This is a genomic window from Lysinibacillus sp. RU7, assembly GCF_057837305.1.
In genome coordinates, this window is sequence record NZ_JBYQFK010000022.1 from 55,733 (window position 1) to 77,756 (window position 22,024).

The 22,024-nt window shown below is 37.5% G+C and carries 19 protein-coding genes; 10 read left to right on the forward strand and 9 right to left on the reverse strand.

The features are described from left to right. Nucleotides 1-89 precede the first annotated feature (89 nt). Together AC3II9_RS15640 and AC3II9_RS15645 are read left to right on the forward strand one after the other, a co-directional pair. Nucleotides 90-848 (forward strand): ABC transporter ATP-binding protein, encoded by a 759-nt coding sequence (locus tag AC3II9_RS15640; RefSeq protein ID WP_489156905.1) that lies wholly within the window; start codon nucleotides 90-92, stop codon nucleotides 846-848. A 3-nt stretch (nucleotides 849-851) separates the two neighbouring features. Continuing rightward, nucleotides 852-3,236: an ABC transporter permease gene (locus tag AC3II9_RS15645; protein WP_489156907.1), complete on the forward strand. Its 2,385-nt coding sequence runs from the start codon at nucleotides 852-854 to the stop codon at nucleotides 3,234-3,236. A 243-nt stretch (nucleotides 3,237-3,479) separates the two neighbouring features. On the opposite strand, the gene AC3II9_RS15650 is transcribed toward AC3II9_RS15645, so the two are convergent. Both AC3II9_RS15650 and AC3II9_RS15655 read right to left on the reverse strand, forming a co-directional pair. Then, complete coding sequence (locus AC3II9_RS15650) at nucleotides 3,480-4,583, reverse strand: copper resistance D family protein (RefSeq protein ID WP_489156908.1); 1,104 nt, start codon at nucleotides 4,581-4,583, stop codon at nucleotides 3,480-3,482. A gap of 3 nt (nucleotides 4,584-4,586) precedes the next feature. Beyond that, a complete protein-coding gene (locus AC3II9_RS15655; protein ID WP_489156910.1) occupies nucleotides 4,587-5,141 on the reverse strand; it encodes a copper resistance CopC family protein in 555 nt (184 codons plus the stop codon). Nucleotides 5,142-5,457: 316 nt separating this feature from the next. On the opposite strand from AC3II9_RS15655, the gene AC3II9_RS15660 reads away from it, so the two are divergent. From AC3II9_RS15660 to AC3II9_RS15675, 4 genes are read left to right on the forward strand one after another with little or no spacing between them, the layout of a single operon-like run. Next, complete coding sequence (locus AC3II9_RS15660; protein ID WP_489156912.1) at nucleotides 5,458-6,126, forward strand: copper amine oxidase N-terminal domain-containing protein; 669 nt, start codon at nucleotides 5,458-5,460, stop codon at nucleotides 6,124-6,126. Between the two features lie 20 nt (nucleotides 6,127-6,146). Further along, nucleotides 6,147-6,407, forward strand: a complete 261-nt coding sequence (locus AC3II9_RS15665; RefSeq protein ID WP_489156914.1) for a hypothetical protein — start codon at nucleotides 6,147-6,149, stop codon at nucleotides 6,405-6,407. A 24-nt stretch (nucleotides 6,408-6,431) separates the two neighbouring features. Beyond that, entirely contained in the window at nucleotides 6,432-7,340 is a 909-nt protein-coding gene (locus AC3II9_RS15670; RefSeq protein ID WP_489156916.1) for an FAD:protein FMN transferase, read from the forward strand. Beyond that, nucleotides 7,330-7,908: a ferric reductase-like transmembrane domain-containing protein gene (locus AC3II9_RS15675; protein ID WP_489156918.1), complete on the forward strand. Its 579-nt coding sequence runs from the start codon at nucleotides 7,330-7,332 to the stop codon at nucleotides 7,906-7,908. The genes AC3II9_RS15670 and AC3II9_RS15675 overlap by 11 nt, the downstream gene beginning before the upstream one ends. A gap of 118 nt (nucleotides 7,909-8,026) precedes the next feature. On the opposite strand, the gene AC3II9_RS15680 is transcribed toward AC3II9_RS15675, so the two are convergent. Both AC3II9_RS15680 and AC3II9_RS15685 read right to left on the reverse strand, forming a co-directional pair. After that, complete coding sequence (locus AC3II9_RS15680; protein ID WP_489156920.1) at nucleotides 8,027-9,271, reverse strand: sensor histidine kinase; 1,245 nt, start codon at nucleotides 9,269-9,271, stop codon at nucleotides 8,027-8,029. Next, complete coding sequence (locus AC3II9_RS15685) at nucleotides 9,264-9,941, reverse strand: response regulator transcription factor (protein WP_489156922.1); 678 nt, start codon at nucleotides 9,939-9,941, stop codon at nucleotides 9,264-9,266. The genes AC3II9_RS15680 and AC3II9_RS15685 overlap by 8 nt, the downstream gene beginning before the upstream one ends. 737 nt (nucleotides 9,942-10,678) lie before the next feature. Between AC3II9_RS15685 and AC3II9_RS15690 the strand changes: the two genes are divergently transcribed. Together AC3II9_RS15690 and AC3II9_RS15695 are read left to right on the forward strand one after the other, a co-directional pair. Beyond that, a complete protein-coding gene (locus AC3II9_RS15690) occupies nucleotides 10,679-11,230 on the forward strand; it encodes a hypothetical protein (protein WP_489156924.1) in 552 nt (183 codons plus the stop codon). Nucleotides 11,231-11,364: 134 nt separating this feature from the next. Next, nucleotides 11,365-12,564, forward strand: a complete 1,200-nt coding sequence (locus AC3II9_RS15695; protein ID WP_489156926.1) for an iron-containing alcohol dehydrogenase — start codon at nucleotides 11,365-11,367, stop codon at nucleotides 12,562-12,564. An 800-nt stretch (nucleotides 12,565-13,364) separates the two neighbouring features. On the opposite strand, the gene AC3II9_RS15700 is transcribed toward AC3II9_RS15695, so the two are convergent. From AC3II9_RS15700 to AC3II9_RS15720, 5 genes are all read right to left on the reverse strand, one after another. After that, nucleotides 13,365-14,132, reverse strand: a complete 768-nt coding sequence (locus tag AC3II9_RS15700) for an IclR family transcriptional regulator (protein ID WP_489156928.1) — start codon at nucleotides 14,130-14,132, stop codon at nucleotides 13,365-13,367. Nucleotides 14,133-14,464: 332 nt separating this feature from the next. Beyond that, nucleotides 14,465-15,607: a CaiB/BaiF CoA transferase family protein gene (locus AC3II9_RS15705; RefSeq protein ID WP_489156930.1), complete on the reverse strand. Its 1,143-nt coding sequence runs from the start codon at nucleotides 15,605-15,607 to the stop codon at nucleotides 14,465-14,467. A 13-nt stretch (nucleotides 15,608-15,620) separates the two neighbouring features. After that, nucleotides 15,621-16,427 carry an enoyl-CoA hydratase/isomerase family protein gene (locus AC3II9_RS15710; protein ID WP_391369148.1) on the reverse strand — a complete coding sequence of 269 codons (807 nt, stop codon included), beginning with the start codon at nucleotides 16,425-16,427 and terminating at the stop codon, nucleotides 15,621-15,623. Nucleotides 16,428-16,439: 12 nt separating this feature from the next. Continuing rightward, the gene (locus AC3II9_RS15715; RefSeq protein WP_489156932.1) at nucleotides 16,440-17,501 is read right to left on the reverse strand and encodes an acyl-CoA dehydrogenase family protein; all 1,062 of its coding nucleotides are present in this window, start codon (nucleotides 17,499-17,501) and stop codon (nucleotides 16,440-16,442) included. Beyond that, complete coding sequence (locus tag AC3II9_RS15720) at nucleotides 17,498-18,652, reverse strand: acyl-CoA dehydrogenase family protein (RefSeq protein WP_391369154.1); 1,155 nt, start codon at nucleotides 18,650-18,652, stop codon at nucleotides 17,498-17,500. The genes AC3II9_RS15715 and AC3II9_RS15720 overlap by 4 nt, the downstream gene beginning before the upstream one ends. 308 nt (nucleotides 18,653-18,960) lie before the next feature. On the opposite strand from AC3II9_RS15720, the gene rpoN reads away from it, so the two are divergent. Together rpoN and AC3II9_RS15730 are read left to right on the forward strand one after the other, a co-directional pair. Further along, complete coding sequence (gene rpoN, locus AC3II9_RS15725; protein ID WP_489156934.1) at nucleotides 18,961-20,307, forward strand: RNA polymerase factor sigma-54; 1,347 nt, start codon at nucleotides 18,961-18,963, stop codon at nucleotides 20,305-20,307. Nucleotides 20,308-20,759: 452 nt separating this feature from the next. After that, on the forward strand, nucleotides 20,760-22,024 hold a 1,265-nt coding region (locus AC3II9_RS15730; protein WP_489156936.1), incomplete at its 3' end, for an IS1182 family transposase.

Below are 22,024 nucleotides of genomic sequence, written 5' to 3' on the forward strand. Positions count from 1 at the left end.
TGCTGTAATAATTTATTAATATTTCAATAAGGTGGTCGTAATAAATAGCCCTTACACTATAGAAAATGATGCAGAGAGGGTGACCTAGTATGGAGAAAGAAGTTCTTATTCGTGCCAAAAATTTATGCAAGACTTATGCGACGGGAAATGAACAATACCATGCCATTAAAAATATTGATGTTGAAATTTACAAAGGTGATTTCACCGTAATCATGGGGAATTCAGGATCAGGTAAATCGACGCTTCTTTATCTTTTAAGTGGGCTAGATACGATAACAGCTGGAGAAGTTTATTTTCAAGGAGCGAGATTGGATAAATTGAAAGAAAAAGAATTAGCCGAATTACGTGCTAAAAAAATAGGTTATATTTATCAGAATAATAATCTTATACCTGACTTAACATTACTTGAAAATGTAGCGCTCCCAGGTTATATTGCTAAAACAGCTAAACAGTTAGTTCTTCCAAAAGCAGCATCTCTTCTAAAAGCAATGTCATTAGAGGAGCAATTAAACCGATTACCTTCTCAAACCTCGGGAGGTCAGCAACAAAGAGCAGCAATTGCTAGATCGTTAGTAAATGATCCTGAAGTCATTTTTGCAGATGAACCGACAGGCAGTTTAAATTATGATCAAGGTGTGGCAGTATTAGATATTTTGACAAATTTAAATAGAAATGGTCAGTCTATTATTATGATTACGCACGATATAAAAGCGGCTTGTCGAGCAGATAGACTCATTATGATAAAAGATGGAAAAATTGAAGGTATCATAAATTTCGATCAATTAGAGGAAACAAATCTACAGGATCGCGAAAATATTATCTTTTCTTATATTTCGGGGAAGGAGTAGTCTATGAATGCCATTACTACACTTTGTCTCGCACAATTAAGAAAAAGAAAAATACAAAATGGATTAATCGTTACACTCATCATGTTATCCACTTTACTTGTAGCTACATCAATAACCATGCTGATGAATACAAACAATATGTTTGAAAAAGTTCATCGAGAGTCAAATGGTGCGCATCAAATTTTGACAATGAGTGGGGAAATTCATAATCCTGCACTCGTGCAGAACTGGTGGCAACAACAAACTGGCGTTACAGTTTCGGAACTGATACCTTATAGAAATTTATCGCGGATAAAATTTAATGAAAAAGAGATATCAAACCTTTATCTCTTTATGATGAATACACCTAAGAAGCCGATTCTTATTGATCAATTGATTTTTGCAGAGGGAGAAAAGACGCTTTATCCTGAAGTAGGGAGTATTTGGATTCCAACTTCCCTAGCTATTACGGCAGGTATATCAATAGGGGACATGTTAGAATTTCAAACAAGTGAGAAGAGTTTTAAACTAGTTGTGTCATCCATTGTAGTAGATATTCCATATGGTGGTCCGTTTACAACCAATGCACGTATTTGGATGAATGAGCAGGATTACACGGAACAATTTCAAATGATGATAGGAACAGATCAATATATGATGGGGCTCCGATTTGATGACTATACAAAAAATCAAAGTTTTTGGTTGGAATTCGAGGAATATTTCAAAAGCCCATTCCTTGAAACAAAAATGGAATATGAACAAATCGCTTCATTCTATTTAATTATTAATAAAATTATTGGATTACTAATAATAGCGCTAGGCATTGCTATGTTAATTATTTCATTATTTATTATTGGTTTTAGTATTTCTGATGCCATATTAGCAGATTACAAAAATATTGGGGTCATAAAATCACTAGGGCTTACATCTAAAGGAATAATACTAACATACATTTTGCAGTACGGCATATTATCTATTTTTTCAATCATCCCTGGATTATTAATGAGTGATGTGTTAGCGCGCGTCATCATTGAGATCTCATTATCTTTTTTGAAAACGGGTGATAATTTAGATATTGTACAAAATTTTGGTAATGATTTACTAATAGGCTTAGCTATATTAACAGCTGTCCTTCTCACTGCTTTTGTGTATTCAAACAAAGCGCGTCAGGTGGAGCCTGTTCAAGCAATTAAGTATGGAATGTCTGAACAATCTAATAGTAAGTTAAATAAACGTATAAATGGCTCTAATCGAATGTTACGTTTTATACAGCTACCAATCCAACTACAAATCGGTATGAAAATACTCACAAACAATATGAAAAGTTCTATACTTGTTGTTATGCTTTCATCCATCACTGCTGCTATTTTAGTATTTAGTTCTGTCGTTCTAAATAGCTTTGTTTCCATTAAACAAACGGCGCCTTCATGGGGCTATGATTCAGCAGATATTGTAGTAACAGTACTCAATGAGGCAGCCTTCTCAAAGGAAAGCTTTGAAAAGCATTTACTTTTTGATGGAAGAATTAAGAATTATGCTTGGACAAATTATTTTACTGGAGTTATTCCAAGGGAGGAAGCCTTACCATTAACGATTAGTGTTGATGCAATTGAAGATAGTTTCGATGATGTAGGATACGAAACCATTATAGGACGTAATCCTTCAAATATGAATGAGATTGCAATTGGTGTAAATGTAGCAAGGGCATTAAATAAAGATCTAGGCGATAGTATAGATATCTATATAGAAGGGAATCGGCATAGCCTTATTATTACGGGTATATATCAATCGATAGCGAATATGTCTAACTCTGCTAGAATAACAGCTAAAGTAATCAATGAACAAAGAGCTGAACATAAAGACCCGGTAGGAGTTTTAATTAACGTACACAACAAAAATCAAATAGAGCAAGTTGTGAGTTCTTTTAATAAGGAATTTAAGCAGTCTATTTCAGTTGTGACCCAGCAAACACTATTGGACACAGTATTTAAAGAAGTAATCACTGTGTTAATGGTTCCGTTAGTTATTATAGGGGCGCTATTTATCATGTTTATGAGTATCATTATTTTTAGCATTTCTCGCATTAATGTTAGAAAATTAAGTAGTGTTTACGGTATTTACAAATCGATTGGGATGACATCAATGAATATAAGATTGTCTATTACTTTAGGTGTTTTCATGATATCAATACTCGGTTCTATACTTGGTATCTTCATAGGAACAAAGATAATCCCTTTAATGCTAAAGAATACGATTATGGAATATGGTTTATTAACGCTGCCGCTTGTCATCAATTGGCCATTCACGATTATAATAGCGTGCATAAGTATGATCGTGGCCACTATTAGCTGCTGGTTAGCAACAAAAGTGATTGCTAAAACTTCACCTCGCATATTGCTTAATGAATAGATGAATTAATGAAAATTACAGATTGGTTATTTTTTATGTGTACCAATGAATTGTTCAATGGACGCTTCTTCTTAAATAATGCTCTATAGTGTTTACTTCCCCATACAAAAACTGCATCTCCACTGTTAGTGTTTACCTAACAATAGAGATGCAGTTTACATGTATAAGAAGAGTTTTCTCCCGTAAATCCGATAACCAATCATTTTGGATAAAGGAATGCCCTTCTAAAACAGCTCCTTCAAACTACAAACAATACCCAATAAAATTAAATACCACAATAGACATGAGCGCAAAATAGACGCAAATGACAATAGCAGCGCCCATCAGCATGGGAATCATTATTGGCGCATTTTTGAAAAAGCTCACTAATAGTAAGACGATGAACACCGCGGTTAAAACGAAGAATAACAAACCAAACCAATTCATTTGCAAGTGACCTGTCATCCCTAATTCAAGTGGTGCTGTATAAACGAATTGGAATAGGCTGGATACGGTTTCCTCTGTTAAAAATTCGATCGGTGGTTCTTGTTGGCTGAATATCGCCGTTATGCCGAATATGGCTAATAAAAGGATCGATTCAAGTTTTGCCCAGCGAATCGGATTGAAGCCAGGCTTCGATAACTTCAGTTTAATAAGTAACCCGTTAATTAAAACATAAAACACAAGGGGAACTAATAGCAGATGCTTAATGAGTAAGCCTTGCCCATAATTCGTTGACCATCCTGTTATATAATCAGGAACTAGTATATCAGTCAGAAATATCCCGCTGAGCGCTGTTGCTCCAAATGCTGTCATGGCAGTGGGGGAGAACCATTGTAAAAATTGTGTCCAGTTCTTTGTATCGACTGAGAACCAACTAATCACAAATACCGCTCCGACCCACACACTGACCGCAACAAAGTGGATGAAGTCAAAAATGAACCCTAATAACGGCTCTGTCGAACTTGCGTGACTTGCCCAGGCGACAGCAGCTATTAAAAGTAGCACTTGCAATGCGCCGAATATAGATAAGCCTACTGAAAGCCGTTTATTGAAAACCTTCAGATAAATCATCAGCACAACAGAAAGTAATACTGTGATGTCCCATGAAAAACCGATTTTATACGAAACTAAAACGTTAGCTAAGCTTGTAAAGAACCCGAAATGGGGTTGTAAAATAAGCACAACTTGCAAAATCGGCATAAACGTAAGTAGTGGAATGGCCATTGCACATACAACTAACCATTTACGTTGAATGTGGACAGTTGGTTTATAGTTTTCTGGAATTGCTTGTACAATAAATGCCCCTAACAATAGCGCAAAACAAAAGTATAACAGTGCTTGACTGAGTATTAATAATAATGTCATCGTTTATTTTTTTCTTTTTAATAAAAGAATAGCACTCGCTATAATAATAGCGGCTAAAAGACCTAATCCTATAAATAGCGTGTTAGAGGACTGTGCTTTTTCTGTAGACTCATTTGCTGCTGCTGTTTGTTCTGAAACCTCTTCTGTTGCTTCCTCAGTTTGTGTTTCTTCTATTGAAGTAGTAGCTTCTTCCTCTGTTGTTTGTGGCACATTTACGGTAAATGAAAATTCACCTGTTAGCGGATGACCGTCTTCACTAATTGTAGTCCAAGCCACTGTATACTGGTCGTTTTCTAAAGGCTGAGCAAGTGTACCTGTTAAAACGCCATTTTCTATAGAAAATGTTTCAACTTCGATGTTTTGTCCTTCAGAAGATGTGATGTCAAAGGAACTGCCTTCCTCAATTTGTCCCTCATAAGTTAAAGAGATGCTGGAGAGCTCTGTCGTTACTTCTGATCCATTTTCTGGATTTGTGCTGTGTAAATGTGTATGCGCATCAACACTTGGTGCACTTACAAAAATTGCTAGGAATAAAGCCGCTAAAGATGTTTTTTTCAAAACAAAATCCTCCCTTTTCAAAAGAAAATATCATAAATTTATCAACGCTTATTGTATAGGATAAATGTGAAATTTAAATGAGATATAGCTTGAGAAGTTACATATTTCTTTCTTAGAATGTGAACATTATGTGAAAATTATAGGTTTTTATATAAGTCGAATCTACTGTTTGAATAACACGGTACATTTGTTTGCGCATTCCTTTACTAATCAACAACTTGAAAAAAATAATACACTTGAATGGTTTTGTATGTATTTTTCAGGAAATTATCATTTTCCCTAGATAAAATGACGTGTATAGAAGGGAGTGGATGAAGTGAATTTTAAAAAATTCGGATTAACTTCAACGATTGTTATATTAGTATGGGCCCTTGCAAATGGAGGCATTGTCAAGGCGGATGATGATGACTACTACGATGATGATGACTATGAGGAATATGAATATGATGACGATGACGACTACGATGATGATGACTATGAGGAATATGAATATGATGACGATGACGACTACGATGAAGAGTATGAATATTACAATGACCAAACAGATGTAATAACAAATATGAATACATGGCATATTTGGACAAGAACGACCGTCGTTAATAAAGGGGAATTACCTTTTCACGAAACGAAATTAGTTCAATTCAAGCTAGAAAATGAGAGTGATGCCTTGTCACTTTATGTGATTCCTTTAGATGGAGAATTATTTGTTCCAGGCAAAGCAATTGCTGAAATGTTAGGTGCTGAGGCAACACTTTATAATACAAGCGAAATATTAGAAGTAACTACTGGGAATACGGAATTACTATTTCGTGCCGGGACAAATGTGGTTTATGATAACAAACTAAAATCACCTATGCCAGCTACTGCTTTTTATATGAATGATCATGTATATATACCGATTAGTGTTATTACCAATGGGTTAGGGTATGTAGCAGAATGGCAAGAAGAGAGTGACACCGTTGTATGTAAGTCGTTAACAATGTAAAAAAACGGGGAGGGGATACAATGAAAGATCAAAAGAAATCAAAATGGATATTAGGTACATCCGGTGTAGTATTATCCGCAGTACTCTTAACTCAATTCAATAATGACGTACAATCTGAATCTACAATCACGGCGCTAAATTTGGCAAATGAACAAACAGAAAACATGTCAGCGCGTGAAAAAGAACTTGCTCAATTGGATTGGACCAATTTTGAGATTGTTGGAGTGAACCAACCGCAACCGGATCGTATGCAAGTGGACCGAAGAACGAGAAGATCTTAAATTTTTAAAGTGAGATGAAGAAGCTTGGATACTCTTTCATTAAACATAATGAATACAAACTTTTATATCGAAATTTCTGGACAGCGCAACGTAAATTGGCAAGAAAAAGTGGAGCAATGGTTATGTTATGTTGCGAAAGAATGGTCTAGGTTCGAGCAAAATAATGAGCTAGATACGTTAAATCAATTAAAAATAGGGGAAACATTGCAGCTTTCGGCTGATTTATATGATTGTTTAAAACTAGCAGATGAGTATTACATGTTAACAAATCAATTATTTTCCCCGTATTTAAAGTACGATTTAGAACGACATGGATACAATCAATCATTTCCTTTTAAAGAAGCAACAAGGACGTCCATACAAATAGATCAGACAGACGGTAAACCATTGCTGTTTTTAAATGGTCAGCGCGTTTTGAAAATGGATGACCGACAAGTTGACCTAGGTGGGTTTGCAAAAGGATATGTCGTTGAAAAAATAGCACAGTGGCTGCAACAGGAAGTGGCCCCTGAATACGGCATTGTTGATGGTGGGGGAGATATGAAAATGTGGTCATCAGGAGAAAAAGTATGGACCATTGGAATCGCTCATCCATCTAAAAATAACGAAGAGATGCACTATATCAAAATGAAAAACGGTGCCATTGCCACGTCAAATCGAGTGTTTAGAAGTTGGAGACAAGACGGAAAGGCAAAACATCACTTATTAAATGGACAAACGGGAGAGGTCATCGATAGTGCTATACTCCAAACAACGGTGGTGACAAATTCATTATGTGTAGCTGAAGTGGCAACGAAACTGTGTTTTTTACTACATGAAGCAGATTTTCAACAGTGGTTTGATAAACATAAGCTTCCGTGTGCTTGCTTTATAGTAAAAGAAGATGGAAGCAGCTATTGGCTGAAAGGAGGCGAAAAAATAGATGTTTCTTAGTACGTGGGAATGGATTCGATTATTAGGGTTTTTAGCGTATTTTTATTTCACTGTTTCACTTATTTTTGGTTTATTAAGAAAAACGCCGGCGATCCAATCCAATAAAAACTTGTATTTTCAATTGCATCAAAATGCAGGATGGATGGGGTTTATAGCTGTTATTGCACATATGCTTTTATTAATCATTGATCAATACGAGCCTTATCAAATTGCAGAAATCTTAATACCGTTTTTATCGGACTATCATGCCATATTTTCTGGATTTGGAACAATCGCCTTTTATTTATTTTTAATCGTCTTTGTAACCTCCGATCTTTTGATTCGAAAAATGGATTTTTCCATCTGGAAGAAGGTGCATATGCTTGTTTTACCCGCTTGGATATTATCCTTGATGCATGGACTATTCATCGGAACAGATTCTAAAAATACGGTTGTCCTGCTTTTTTATGGCGCGACAGTAACAATTGTTGCCATCACGCTCCTTATACGAGTGATTAGTGAAGAGTATAAGAAAAAGGAAAAACTTCAACAAAAGAACGAGATGGCAACGAAAGCTGTAACTGAATAATGATAAACTTCCAAGGTGTTGTATTTTATGAACTATAACGTAATCAATGTTCTACATGGCATCTTTCGTGCAGAAGGAAGGCGTTACCTATTCAATAATTGAACAGGTAACGCCATTTTTAGTGTTTGATGGAAGGGAATAGAGTGCAAAATGTTGTCCCTTTTCCTAACTCACTTTGTACTTGTATCATGCCGCCGTGTTCTTTCACAATTGCTTCTGCAATAGACAGTCCTAGCCCTGTACCGTCTCTTTTTCGCGCAGCGTCACTACGGAAAAATCGGTCAAAAATAAGAGGAAGTTCGTCCTTAGCAATACCAATCCCTGTATCTTCAACAACTATTTTGATTTTCTCATCTGTTTGTGAAAGCTTTAGAGAGATAGAGCCATGCGGTGTATATTGTACGGCATTTTCTAAAAGTATATAAATTAGCTCAATGATTTTTTTCGGATCTCCAATCAATTGGACATCCTTTTCAATGTCTGTTTGGAAAACAATTTCTTCTCGTAATGTTCGTTGAAACTTCTCGCTAATGCTTCCTAGTAAATCTGTCAGGGAGAATCTTTCTTTTTTTACTTCTAAACGATTTTGGTCATGTCGTGCTAAAAATAATAGTTTTTCTAGTAGTTCTTTCATTAGTTCAGCTTCATCTTTTAAATCTTGAATTAATTCTTTGCCAAAATCACTTACATTTTTGGATTCATCAGCTGCCAAAATATCAAGAGAGCTATAAAAAACACTGAGTGGCGTTCGTAATTCATGAGAAGCATCCGAAACGAAATTCTTTTGTTTTTCAAGCGCGTTTTCAATCGGAACCATTGCTTTTCCGGCCATATAATAACTTAAAAAGCCAATAAATAAAGTAAAAATAATCACTAACACAACAAATAGCAAAAGCATCTTTTGAAAAAAATGATATTGCGATGTGGTAGATTTCCCTAAAACAATATAGCCAAGTAACTCCTCGTCAAAGTGTATCGGTTTGGATAAGAGAAGAAAATGTTCGTCATGCCAATGTAATCTCTTTACGAAACTTTCAGATGTATCTTCCACTGAATAGATACTTTCGATTTCTTTGTATAAACCTTTATAAGTTTCATCGCCGTGAACTAACCTTTGCTCTTTTGTATAAATATAATAAAAATACATGCGATTTGGATTAAATTCTAGTTTTCGGTCTTGATCATACATATGCTCAAAAAAGTCATGGTATTGTTCAGTATAATAGGTTTCAAGCTCTTCTATTTGCTGATGATCCATGAGTTGAACAAGTGAAAAATAAAGAATGACAAGAAAAACGAAGAAAAAGCCTAAAAAACAAGTGGAGTAAAATACAGTTAATTTTTTTCGTGTTTTCTTAAACATAGGTCTCTCTCACTCTGTAGCCGATGCCTCTAATATTTTCAATGATTGATTTTGGTCGCCCATCATCAATTTTTTTACGAACGAGCTTTACTAATGCATCGAGGTTATTGTTCGTTATTTCATAATCAAATCCCCATACATGAGCGTAAATTTGCTCTCGTGTTAGCACGATTCCTTTGTTGACAAAAAGATATTCTAATAAAAGAAATTCATTTTTGGTTAATACGATTTCATCCTGATCTTTAAAAAGTGTCCTTGCATTTACATCGAGTGTTAAATCATCAATTTGAATGAATTGATTAACCGGTTTATCTTTTCTTCTTAAAACAGCACGGATTCTAGCTAAAAGCTCTTCCATCTTGAATGGTTTCACGACATAATCGTCAGCCCCTGCATCTAATCCTTGAATAATGTCTGAACTATCATCTTTTGCTGTTAACATTAAAATGCCACCTGAATAGCCGTTCTTTCGAGCTGCCTTACATACGTCAATACCACTTATTTCCGGCATCATCCAATCTAAAATGACAAGATCGTATTGGTCAACATGTATGTATTCTAATGCATCCTGACCATTATCGACCGCATCCACTTGGTGAAATTCTTTTTGGATAATGTGCACAATATTTTTTCTTAAACGATCATCATCTTCTGCAATTAATATTCTCAATATACTCCCACCTTTACTTCGTGATTCATATCAACATTTTATGAAAATAACTTATAATGAGTAAAATTTAAAACATATATTACCATTTGGGCAGCCGTTGCTTTCCGCTCCGGCACTCGCTTTCCACGGGCGAGATCAAGCCTCCTCGTCGCTCATCCTTCGCTCCTGCGGGGTCTTGATTGTCTCGCTTTTCCCGTAGGAGTCTCGTGCCTCCGCTACAAGTAACTATTGTTGAATACAATAATTAGTTGCTAAAAATAAAGAAAGATTCTCATTTATTACGGTAGAGGCTGGGCGATTATACTTGCAAATAGAAAGAAATTGATTTCTTTTAAAGAAGAGAATTGTTTTTCTAGCATATCGAGAAGTATTCACTTTTGCCGTAGCGCGCCATAGCCACAGGAGCCGGAACAGGAGATCCAAACAGGCCGCGCCTGTTTTAGCTCCTGTGTAGGCTGTGGCACAGCGCGGAGGCTACGATATCAATTTCTTTTAATATCTCTTACTATTTACCTGGTATTTTTAGGATTTATTTTTGCTTATTATAAAGAAATAATATGAAATTAACCTGAAAAATAGCATCGTGAGATCAATATCTCTACTGTCTATTCTACTCTAGAAAAAAATTTTTTAACTCCATTTTCCAAAAGTAATAAATAAAGTATCGTTTTTTCAGACATATTTCATATTGATTGGTTACGCTAAAGTGGACAATCGATATGAAAAGGAGCTTTTTTATGAGATATTTGAAAATACTATGCATTGCATTGACATTTATTTTTTCAATTCCGTATGGAACGACTGTATTTGCTGATGACGATTTCGAAGAGCACTATGAATATGGCGATGGGCATGGTGACAGAGAAGAACACGAAGATGAGCGTTATGAGGATATAGGGGAGCTGATTGGCTGGAGTGCATTAGTGACAATCGGTGCTGCGGGGCTAATATTTCCGATTAGAAGAATCATGAAGTCCGTAATCACTACATTTCCACAATCTAAGCAGCTTTATATATCCACTACAAAGTTTTTAGGTAAATACCATATACTGATTGGAATAGCTGCCCTAGTGCTAAGTATATGTCATGGAGTGCTGATGTACTTGCACGAAGGGGAATTGGAGAGCGAAGGCATTACTGGGTTAGGAGCCGTTATACTCATGGTCATCGCTGCTATCATGGGGGCGGTTTTATTTAAAAATAAAAAAGTTAAAAGTCTTCGAACAACGCATACAATGTTAGTGACTTTCGGCGTTGTTATCGTACTTTTTCATATTTTCCTTTCCTAATGGAGTGAAATAGTAAGACCTCCTATTTGATTCAGCAGTTTAGTTAATACGCTTTCAGCAAATACAATCATTTGACTTTCTCTTCTACACTCCTTTATAAAAAGGTAAAGGGTATTTATGGGGGGAATGGGATAATGTATAAAACGTTTTGTCGGACATACCAGCACACATTAAAGTTGGCATCAAAATGGATGAACTATCGATTACCCGAAGTAGTAGAAGGGGAAAATAGTGTATTAAAGTTACCTGAGCTTATACGAAAGCAAGGGATACATCACGTGTTAATTGTAACGGATCAAGGGATTACAGCGCTTGGTTTGATGCAGCCGTTATTAGAAGGGCTTCATGCACAGCAAATTCGGTATGCCATATACGATCAAACGGTACCTAATCCGACCATTACAAACATTGAAGAAGCATATGAACTGTATAAGCAAAGTCACTGTGAAGGAATACTGGCATTTGGTGGTGGGTCACCGATGGATTGTGCAAAAGGGGTTGCGGCCCGTGTTGCACGTCCCAATTTGACTATTTCACAAATGAAAGGCTTACTTAAAATTCGAAAAGAAATGCCGCCATTTTTTGCGATTCCGACAACAGCTGGTACAGGTAGTGAAGCAACGGTGGCAGCGGTTGTATCCAACAGTGAGACACATGAAAAGTATGCATTAATGGACCCAGTATTAATTCCGCATGTGGCCGTGCTGGATCCATTATTAACGGTAAAGCTCCCACCATTTATTACAGCGACAACGGGCATGGATGCATTAACACATGCCGTCGAGGCGTATATAGGCTTAAGCAATACGGAGGAGACGCGTCGATATAGTCGTGAAGCGGTGACGCTTATTTTTGACAATTTATATACAGCGTATAGCGATGGAGAAAATATGGAAGCACGTAAAAACATGCAAAAAGCGTCCTACTTAGCAGGTGTTGCATTTACCCGTGCTTATGTGGGGAATGTCCATGCCATTGCGCATACACTGGGTGGGTTTTACGGTGTTCCACATGGCTTAGCGAATGCCGTGTTATTACCGTACTTACTTGAATTTTATGGTGAGACGGTGCATAAACCGTTAGCCGAGCTGGCAGATGTCATCGGCATCGGGGCATCTTATCAGTCATCAGCTCAAAAATCGGTGGCATTTATCGAAGCAATTAAACAACTAAATCGAGATATGCACATTCCAGACAAAATCGAAGGCATTGTAAACCGTGATATCCCTTTAATGGTGGAGCGTGCGTTAAAAGAAGCAAACCCACTATATCCTGTGCCTAAAATTATGAATAAAGATGAGATGTTTTATATATATCAAATCATTCAGCCTTAAATAAAATATTTGTGAATTTACTTATTTGTAAGTTATTAACTTATAATGAGCAAATCCCAAAATATATTCCCATTTGAGTAACCGTTGCTTTCCGCTCCGGCACTCGCTTTCCACGGGCGAGATCAAGCCTCCTCGTCGCTCATGCTACGGTGCTCCTGTCGCTGCGCTTTCGTCGCAAATAAATTTCCTGCGGGGTCTTGAGGCCAACATGATGTTGGTCATGAAGACGTTGTCACAGGACGTGACGGTTTTAGTCTTCGTTCCTTTCTCGCTTTTCCCGTAGGAAGCTTTGCTCTGTAGCGAAAGGCGTATGCCGTCAGCTACACTCTCGTGCCTGCGCTACAAGCAACTATTGTTCAATAAAAATGGGTTGCTAAAAATAAAGAAAGATTCTCATTCTTTACGGTAGAGGCTGGGTAATTATACTTGGAAATAGAAAGAAAATGATTTCTTTTATAGAAGATAAATCTTTTTCTAGCATATCGAGAAGTATTCACTTTTGCCGTAGCGCGCCATAGCCACAGGAGCCAAGATTCTCTTTGCGACGAAAGTGCAACGTCAGGAGCAGGAACAAGGCCACGCCTGTTTTAGCTCCTGTGTAGGCTGTGGCAAAGCGAGGAGGCTATGATCATACCTTTACTATTTAACTGGTATTTTTAGGATGCTTTTTTGCTCATTACGAGTTATTAAAATAAACTGCTAGTCAATGTAATTATTTTAACCCGCCTATCCATTGTTAGAACCTCTCTAACATTATGATATGCGGGTTAAAGGCTTACTTTTTGGCTAGCTGTTGTCTATTAATACAGCTGCCTTTCGATATCGGCGGCAGCTTTCTTGATTTGATCGATTAATTGTTGTTCACTATAATCGTTGTACCGGACTTCCGGAATAACGATTGTAATAGAAGCTAAAATATGATGCGAGGCGTTTAAAATAGGGGCGGTTACGGAACACGCACCACGTACGCGTTCGCCTCGACTTTTAGCATAGCGTTGCTGTCGAATGTCCTCTAGCTCTTGCAAAAGCTGTTCCTTTGATAACACGGTCTCATGCGTAATAGGCTCCAGTGTGATATTGTCAACGTATTGTTCTACATTAGGCATAAACGCTAACAATGTTTTCGACGAGGCCCCTGCATAAAGAGGAGATGTATCACCTACAAACATTTTAGTAGAGAGTGGGTAGGTTGAATCGTAATTTAAAATACATCTTCTTTCGAGGCCGTCAATTATATTCATCGAAACACTTTCACCGATTTCCTCATTTAGCTTTTTAAGTATAGGCTCCGCTACAATGATTAAACTCGACTCTTCCTTCACTAAATTGCCTAAATATAATAGCGAATGCCCTAGTTGGTAGCGCTTTGTTCGTTCATCTTTATGCAAAAATCCTTCGTACACAAAGGTGGATACGAAGCGTTGTAAACTTGAAATCGTGATCCCAGTCTTTTTACTTAACTCTGTTAAGGAAAGGCTAGGCTCCTCTTTCGTGAAAGCTTTTAACACTTTAATCGCTTTGTGTAGCGACGACATTGTATAGTTTTTTTCGAATGTTTCTTTTTTCATCCCGTCACCTACTCAAACAAAATTACTTTTATTATGGCTCTTCACCAAAACGTGTACTTGACCGTACATTCCGTTACGGGCGGACGCTTTCCGCGGACGAGGTCGAGCCTCCTCGTCGCTCAATCTTCGGTGCTCCTGTCGCTGCGCTTTCGTCGCAAATAAATTTCCTGCGGGGTCTCGACTTTCTCGCTTTTCCCGCAGGAAGCTTTGCTCTGTAGCGAAAGGCGCATGCCGTCAGCTACACTCGCCACCCTTCACTCCATGTACTTTTAGAATTCTAAGTTTTTAATCGAGAACATATTTTGGTATTGAACCTTTATTATAGCGTACTTTTATTTTGCAAGAGAGGGTTTTTGAAATTGCTCTGTATGCTCACCAAGCACGGGGGGAGCTAATTTATATTGCACATTTAAGTTTGAAAATTGTAATGGGTTTTTGATGAATTTTACTTTTCCATATTGCGGATGCTCAATTTCTCCAACCATATCGCGTGCGATAAATTGAGGTTGCTCCAATGCTTCGGCAATTGTATTCACACGCCCACCTGGTATTTTAAATTGTTGCAATAGCTCAATCCATTCGTCACGTGTTTTGGTCATTGTAATGTTTGTGATCATCTCCACAAGTACAGACTCGTGTTGTTTTCTTAACGAGTTTGTAAGGAAGCGTTCATCTGTAGCCCATTCCTCATGGCCAAGTATAGTACAAAGCTTGTGGAACTGTGCATCTGTTCCTGCGCAAATCATTAATAAACCATCCGCACAATGGAATACTTGGTAAGGTGCTACGTTATTATGACGATTTCCAAGTCGTTCAGAAACAAACTCGGTATTTACATAAGCACTGGCTACATTTGCTAAGCTACTCATTTGTACATCGAGTAAAGATAAATCGATAAATTGCCCTTCATTTGTTTGGTCACGCATGCGAAGAGCGGCTAACACCCCCATGACAACATAATGAGAGGTTAAAATATCTGCAATGGGTACTCCGACCTTCGTTGGCTCTCCACCAGGACTACCTGTGACATCCATTAATCCGCTCATTGCTTGAATGACAGGATCGAAGCCCGGTTCATAGGCAAGGGGGCCCGTTTGACCAAATCCCGTGACCGCACAATGGATAAGGCGCGGATTTATTTGTTTTAATTGTTCGTACCCAAGCCCCATGCGAGCCATATCGCCTGTTTTAAAGTTTTCCAGTAAGACATCCGCGTCCTTTACTAATTCTTTGAATTGTTCGCGTCCTTCTTCGGATTTTAAGTTGATCGTAATCGATTTTTTATTTCGATTGGCACACAGGTAATACGTGCTTTGATCATTAATGAAAGGTCCCCAGTCCCGCATACTGTCAGAGCCATTTGGGTGCTCAACACGAATGACCTCTGCGCCTAAATCCGCAAGTATCATTGACCCAGCAGGTGCCGCATAAACGCGAGATAAATCTAAAATCTTAATATTTTCAAGCGGTTGCATGATGAAGACCTCCTTATTTGTAAATAGGTTTACGTTTTTCTACTACGGCATTTACACCTTCTTTGAAGTCATCGAGCTCTGTCACGATGGCCATTTGGGATGAGATATAGTCTAAGGCTGAGCGTAAGTCCATTTTTTGACTTTGATAGACAGCACGTTTAATAAAACGAAGCGTTGTTTGTGGACGATTCGCTAATTCTTTAGCGTAATTCCACGTATATTGATCGAGCTCCTCGTCGTCCACAACAAATGTGACAATGCCCATATCTTTTGCTTCGTCCGCTGTTAAAACGCGTGCTGTCCAAAATAGATCGAGTGCTTTGTCTAAACCAATTAGTTTCGGTAAGTAGTAAGCACCGCCATCTCCTGGAACAATCGCCACATTAATGTAGCTTTCGGAAATTTTAGTAGATTTGGCAGCGATTCGAATATCACACATGAGGGCCATATCGAGTCCAGCGCCCATTGCAAAGCCATGTACTTGAGCGATAACAGGTTTATCAATTTCCTCTAGGAGGAGTGGAATACGCTGGATTTTTTTCCATAATGAATTTTTTCGTGCTAAGCCTGTTGAAGAAATATCTTCCTCACTTTTAAAGAATCCTTCCCCAGCTTGCATCGCTTTAATGTCTCCTCCAGCACAGAACGATTTACCGTTTCCTTTCACGATAACAACACGAATGTCATCATCATCTCGAATCATTTCTAATGATTGAATCCATTGTGTAATCATTTCTTCACTGAACGCGTTATATGCTTCAGGTCGGTTTAATGTAATCGTTGCGATATGATCTTGCACTTCAAATAATAAATCAGTCATGTTCATCTCTCCTTATAAAGTAACGGTATTTTTTGAATCGGTTAAGTAGGTCCATAAACTATTACTGCTATTTTCTAGTAATTCGGTTGCTAACACATCGCTCCAGTATGCGCTAGTTGCTCCTTCATCACGCCAAGCCCAGAGTCTGCGTGTATATTGATGGAGGCTATGTTCATGTGTTGTACCAATCGCCGCATGTACTTGATGAGCAATCGCCGCTACTGCTGTAATGGCTTCTTCCATGCGAAGACAAGCATAAGCTACTTCATTTTTATGCGTATTAGAAAGTAAAGCAGCGGTAAAGTTATTAAAAGCAGCCAATGAGATAGCTGTCTCCCCAGCGAGCTGCACAATATGCTGCTGCACTAATTGGAATCGGTGAATCGGTCGACCGAATTGTTCGCGTTCTTTTGTATATTGAATCGTTAGTTCATTCGTTTTATCAATGGCCCCTGCCATTAAAGCCAATTTAATAGCGGTTTCTAAAGTAGTGATATAATGAATTTGATCCGCCGTTAATACGTTAGATACTTGTGAGACGGTTACATTGTGAAACGTGACAGTATCGCGCGGCTCACTAGCTAAGTTCGTATTATGTGTAATCTCTGCTTCACTTAAGCTCACTTCTACTAAACGCATACCTTCTCCGCTATTGACGAGCGTGACTAAACGATTCATATGTCTTGCCCAGTTCACGTTGAGCGCTGTACCGCTTAATTGATTATTTTCTAACGTAAATGCTTGATTGGTAGAAACCATATAAGTCGCCAACTCTTCAACAATATTTAAATTTGCATATTCTAATAGATAATTAGCAAAGGTATTTTCTGCAAATGGAATCGGGACGGCGTATTTGCCTGTTAAGCGAATGATGTTTAATAAATCATCTAAATCGCCACCAGCTCCGCCATTTTCCTCGGAAATGGCTACAACTGTCATACCGTTTTCTTCAAATAGTTCCCATACTTCAGGGGACCACTTTCCTTGTTCAACCACATCGACTAAATCTTTATCTACATTTTCTTTTACCATCCGTTCGACAACGTCCAAAATCATATCTTTCATTTCACTCATTGTGCTACAACTCCTTTCGCCACTATACCGTATAGAACCTCTGACGTACCGCCACGTATTGTAAAACCAGGTGCATGTAAAATAGATTGAGCCATAAAGCGATCAATTTTTCTTTCCGCATCAAGTCTTGGATAAGTTTGTACAAGCAATCGTGTAATTTCAGGGATGCTTTGTTCAAATTTCGTTCCAACTGCTTTTATTAAAGCTGCTGGAATCGAGACGTCATCGCCTTTACCTGAATCTAATAATTGTGCTACACCAATTGCGAGATTGCGGAGTCCCCATAAACGCGCAATGATTTTCGAGGCTTGCTTTAAACCTTCTTTGTTGTTTTGACGTTTTAGCTCTTGAATTAATTCATCCATTAATGGAAATGTACTTAAAATTCGCTCAGGACCACTGCGCTCAAATGCAAGCTCTGCTAATCCTTGCGCCCATCCATTTCCTAATTCTCCGACGACCATGTTATCGGGTACAAAAACATTTTCAAAGAATACTTCATTGTAATGATGCTCACCTGTTAAAAACTTAATCGGTACAATGGTAATACCTTCCGCTTTTAAATCTACAATGAGTTGACTTAAGCCGGCATGTTTATTTTTTCCATCGAATGGAGTAGTACGTACTAAAGTGACCATGTAGTCGCATAAATGAGCATTACTCGTCCAAATTTTTTGCCCATTCACAATCCATCCACCTTCTACTTTTTCCGCCCGAGTACTAACGGAAGCTAAGTCAGAGCCACTATTCGGTTCACTTAAGCCAATGCCGAAGTAACATTCACCTTTAATAATTTTAGGCAGGAAAAATGCCCGTTGCTCTTCTGTCCCAAAGCGAAGTAGAAGGGGACCCGTTTGTCGATCAGCAAACCAATGAGCCGCAACAGGTGCACCAATCGCTAAAAACTCCTCTGTTAAAATATAGCGATCAATGGTGCTGCGTTCTTGCCCACCATATTTTTTCGGCCACGTCATGCCGATCCAGCCTTGTTCCCCAATTAATTTTGAAAATGCTGGATCATCTCCGCTTAACCATGAGTCACATTTTGGAATGAATGTCCCTTTCTTTAACTCGTTTTGTAAAAAACTTCGAACTTCTAAACGGAATTGTTGTTGTTCTTCTGTAAATTGCACAGTTGGCAATTGCAACATAGTAAAGCTCCCCCTCTTTTTACCGTATTGTAATAACTATTACTTTATATGTGTATTTTATAACCAAAATTAGTAAACGGTCAAATGTTTTTTAGAAAAATCTGAATTTTTTATTTTTAGAATATATGTATGTTCGAGAATTACGCGGCAGTAGGGGAGAATTTTTTGTTTAAGAGAGAGATTCAACGGCATTTGGGATCGTTTAATTACATAAAGGTGAAAAAATAAAAAGGTTTTTTTAGAAAAAAATTGAAATTTAAAGAAATAGATTGTTATGATGTAGAAAATATTGTTTGGAGGTATGTGGAATGCAAATGATGATCAACACTTCACAGCAAGTAACGCAAGTTTTAACGGCACAGCTGATGCAACACTTAGAAATACTCCAATATTCTAGCAACGAATTAGAGCAATACATTTATGAAAAGGCAAACGAAAATCCACTATTAATCGTTGAAGATGCGAAAGTGAAAAGGAATTATGAGGAAATTATGAAACTAGCATCGATCCCTTCTAATCCAACGAGTAGAAAGGCATATACCTCTCATGACCCGTCATTTAATTTTATAGAAATGCAGCTTGCTCAAAAGGAAAGTTATGAAAACTATTTATTAGAGCAAATACCACTGCACAAAAATTTAAGTCCAATCGATTTGAAGATTTTAACTTTTTTAATTCGATCATTGGATGATCGGTTGTTTTTAGATGTGGATTTAACAGTAGTTGCTCACCAATTTAAAACGACATATGCCCATGTCGAAGTGTTACTTCAATTACTGCAAACATTTGAACCAATCGGTGTAGGCGCGCGAAATTTTAAAGAATATTTACTCATTCAAGTCGATCAAGATTTGTTGGCACCTGCACTAGCCATTCCATTTATTTCGAATGACTTAGAGCACGTATCGACACAATCGTTTAAGCAACTAAGTAGAAAATATAAATGTAAGATGGACGAAGTAAAAAAAACGGTTGCCTATATTCAAAAGTTAAAACCGATAGTAACAGAGGATAAGTTTGAAAAGATTCCTTATGTGTTTCCAGATGTAGAAGTCAAACAAGTAGAGGGTGAATGGATTGTATTGTTAAATGATCATCATTTACCATCCGTTTCGATTAACGAAAGCTATGTACGTCTTTTAAAACATGATGCCAATCATAAATATTACTATAAGCAGTCGATGAAAGATGCTCTTGCGTTAATACAAGGAATTGAGCAACGCGACAAAACAATTTATGAGTTAATTCGTATGTTACTAGAAATACAGGTCGACTTTTTTAGTCAAGGGATGGAAGCGTTAAAACCGATGCGCTTAAAGGATATTGCGGATCAATTGCATGTCCATGAATCTACTATTAGTCGTGCGATTCGCGGGAAGTATATTCAAGTGCCACATGGTATATATGCATTGCAATCCTTATTTACAAAAGGCTTAATTAATGCGTCAGGGAAAATGGATTCCGTCATTTATGTAAAAAAACGAATTAAACAATTAATCGAAAATGAAAACAAACAGCGCCCGTTAGCGGATCAGCACATTACGCAAATTTTATGTGAGGAAGGGATTCAAATCTCAAGAAGAACGGTAGCGAAGTATCGTGAAGAGATGAATATTGTCAGCTCGTTTAATCGGGTCCATGATAGCGTTGTGTGAAATTGCATATATTGATGTGTTTTTGCATCGTTTTTGATGGAAAACATCGTTTCTCACTCATTGTCTATCCCAACTAGATGCTGTACACATACTCATGCTGCTAAAGAAAACACTAGTGTAAAATCTTTTAGCACATGAATGAAGTATAGACTTGTTAGACCCCCCATAGATTTAAAAAAAATCAGGTGTGTTGATTATCAAAATATTTCCTTTATAGAATCGTGTTTTTTTAGAAAAAACATGATTAAAAATGACTTGCCAGTTGATTGTAGCGGAATCGGCGAGACTCCTACGGGAAAAGCATGAGCTGAAGACCCCGCAGGAGCGAGGTACGAGGCCACTGAAAAAGTCCAGTATCTTTGTGTGTCAGGAGAAAGTTCAAAAAAAATTGAACTTTCTCCTAACGCTTTCTTTTATAATAAGAGTATCAAATGTACGTAGGTGATCCCAAAATGATTTCAAACCAAGAATCGCTCAATCTTAGTCCATTCATGGCCATATACGATATCGTTGTGCCAAAAGATAATATGCTTCGTCGAATTAATGATCTTGTAGACTTTACGTTCATACTTGAAGAATTAAAAACAAAGTATTGTCTAGATAACGGTCGCAATGCAATCCCACCCATTCGTATGTTCAAATATCTATTACTTAAATCTATTTTTGATTTATCAGATGTAGATGTAGTAGAACGTTCTAAATATGATATGTCGTTTAAATATTTCCTCGATATGGCACCGGAAGAGTCCGTGATTGATCCAAGTTCTTTAACGAAATTCCGTAAACTCCGTCTGCCAGATGAGGGTTTATTAGATATGCTCATCGGGAAAACCGTAGAGATTGCACTCGAAAAGGAAATCATCAAAAGTAAAGCCATTATTGTGGATGCCACTCATACAAAAGCTCGTTATACTCAAAAATCACCGAAGGAATTTTTACAAGAGAAATGCAAAAATGTTCGAAAAGCTGTTTATCAAATGGATGAAGCGATGAAAGAAAAATTCCCACCGAAAACGACTTCTACTGAAGTAAAAGATGAATTGGATTATTGTCGTCAAGTGATCATGGCTGTTGAAAAAGCACCACAAATCGCTGAAGTGCCTGCCGTGAAAGAAAAATTGAATGTACTAAAAGAAGTAGTAGAAGATTATACCGAACAACTGAGCTATTCAAATGACACGGATGCACGTGTCGGACATAAAACAGCAGACTCTTCTTTCTTTGGTTATAAAACGCATATCGCCATGAGTGACGAACGAATTATTACAGCTGCCGTAATAACGACAGGTGAAAAAAGTGATGGGAACTATCTTCAAACGTTAATCGAGAAGAGCAGAAAAGCAGGAATGGAAATGGACACAGTCATCGGTGATACAGCGTACTCAGGAAAAGATAACATTGTCTACACTCAAAAGAAAAAGATCGCACTGGTTGCTAAACTACATCCTCATGTATCAGATGGTCATCGAACAAAAGAAGATGAATTCGAGTTTAATAAAGATGCAGGTATGTATGTTTGTAAAGCAGGACATTTAGCTGTTCAAAAAAAGTACGATAGTAGAAAAGGTGAAAAGTATAACGCTAGAATAAGGTATTTATTCGATGTAGAAAAATGCAAGGTTTGTCCTTTCCGTGAAGGATGCTATAAAGAAGGGGCTAAAACGAAATCTTATTATGTGACGATTAAATCGACAGAACATCAAGAACAAAAGGATTT

Bases quoted from the DNA above. Each gene is read 5' to 3' on its own strand.
- AC3II9_RS15640 (WP_489156905.1), top strand. From the start codon at position 90: ATGGAGAAAGAAGTTCTTATTCGTGCCAAAAATTTATGCAAGACTTAT.
- AC3II9_RS15645 (WP_489156907.1), top strand. From the start codon at position 852: ATGAATGCCATTACTACACTTTGTCTCGCACAATTAAGAAAAAGAAAA.
- AC3II9_RS15650 (WP_489156908.1), bottom strand. From the start codon at position 4,583: ATGACATTATTATTAATACTCAGTCAAGCACTGTTATACTTTTGTTTT.
- AC3II9_RS15665 (WP_489156914.1), top strand. From the start codon at position 6,147: ATGAAAGATCAAAAGAAATCAAAATGGATATTAGGTACATCCGGTGTA.
- AC3II9_RS15675 (WP_489156918.1), top strand. From the start codon at position 7,330: ATGTTTCTTAGTACGTGGGAATGGATTCGATTATTAGGGTTTTTAGCG.
- AC3II9_RS15680 (WP_489156920.1), bottom strand. From the start codon at position 9,271: ATGTTTAAGAAAACACGAAAAAAATTAACTGTATTTTACTCCACTTGT.
- AC3II9_RS15690 (WP_489156924.1), top strand. From the start codon at position 10,679: ATGAGATATTTGAAAATACTATGCATTGCATTGACATTTATTTTTTCA.
- AC3II9_RS15695 (WP_489156926.1), top strand. From the start codon at position 11,365: ATGTATAAAACGTTTTGTCGGACATACCAGCACACATTAAAGTTGGCA.
- AC3II9_RS15700 (WP_489156928.1), bottom strand. From the start codon at position 14,132: ATGAAAAAAGAAACATTCGAAAAAAACTATACAATGTCGTCGCTACAC.
- AC3II9_RS15705 (WP_489156930.1), bottom strand. From the start codon at position 15,607: ATGCAACCGCTTGAAAATATTAAGATTTTAGATTTATCTCGCGTTTAT.
- AC3II9_RS15710 (WP_391369148.1), bottom strand. From the start codon at position 16,427: ATGACTGATTTATTATTTGAAGTGCAAGATCATATCGCAACGATTACA.
- AC3II9_RS15715 (WP_489156932.1), bottom strand. From the start codon at position 17,501: ATGAGTGAAATGAAAGATATGATTTTGGACGTTGTCGAACGGATGGTA.
- AC3II9_RS15720 (WP_391369154.1), bottom strand. From the start codon at position 18,652: ATGTTGCAATTGCCAACTGTGCAATTTACAGAAGAACAACAACAATTC.
- rpoN (WP_489156934.1), top strand. From the start codon at position 18,961: ATGCAAATGATGATCAACACTTCACAGCAAGTAACGCAAGTTTTAACG.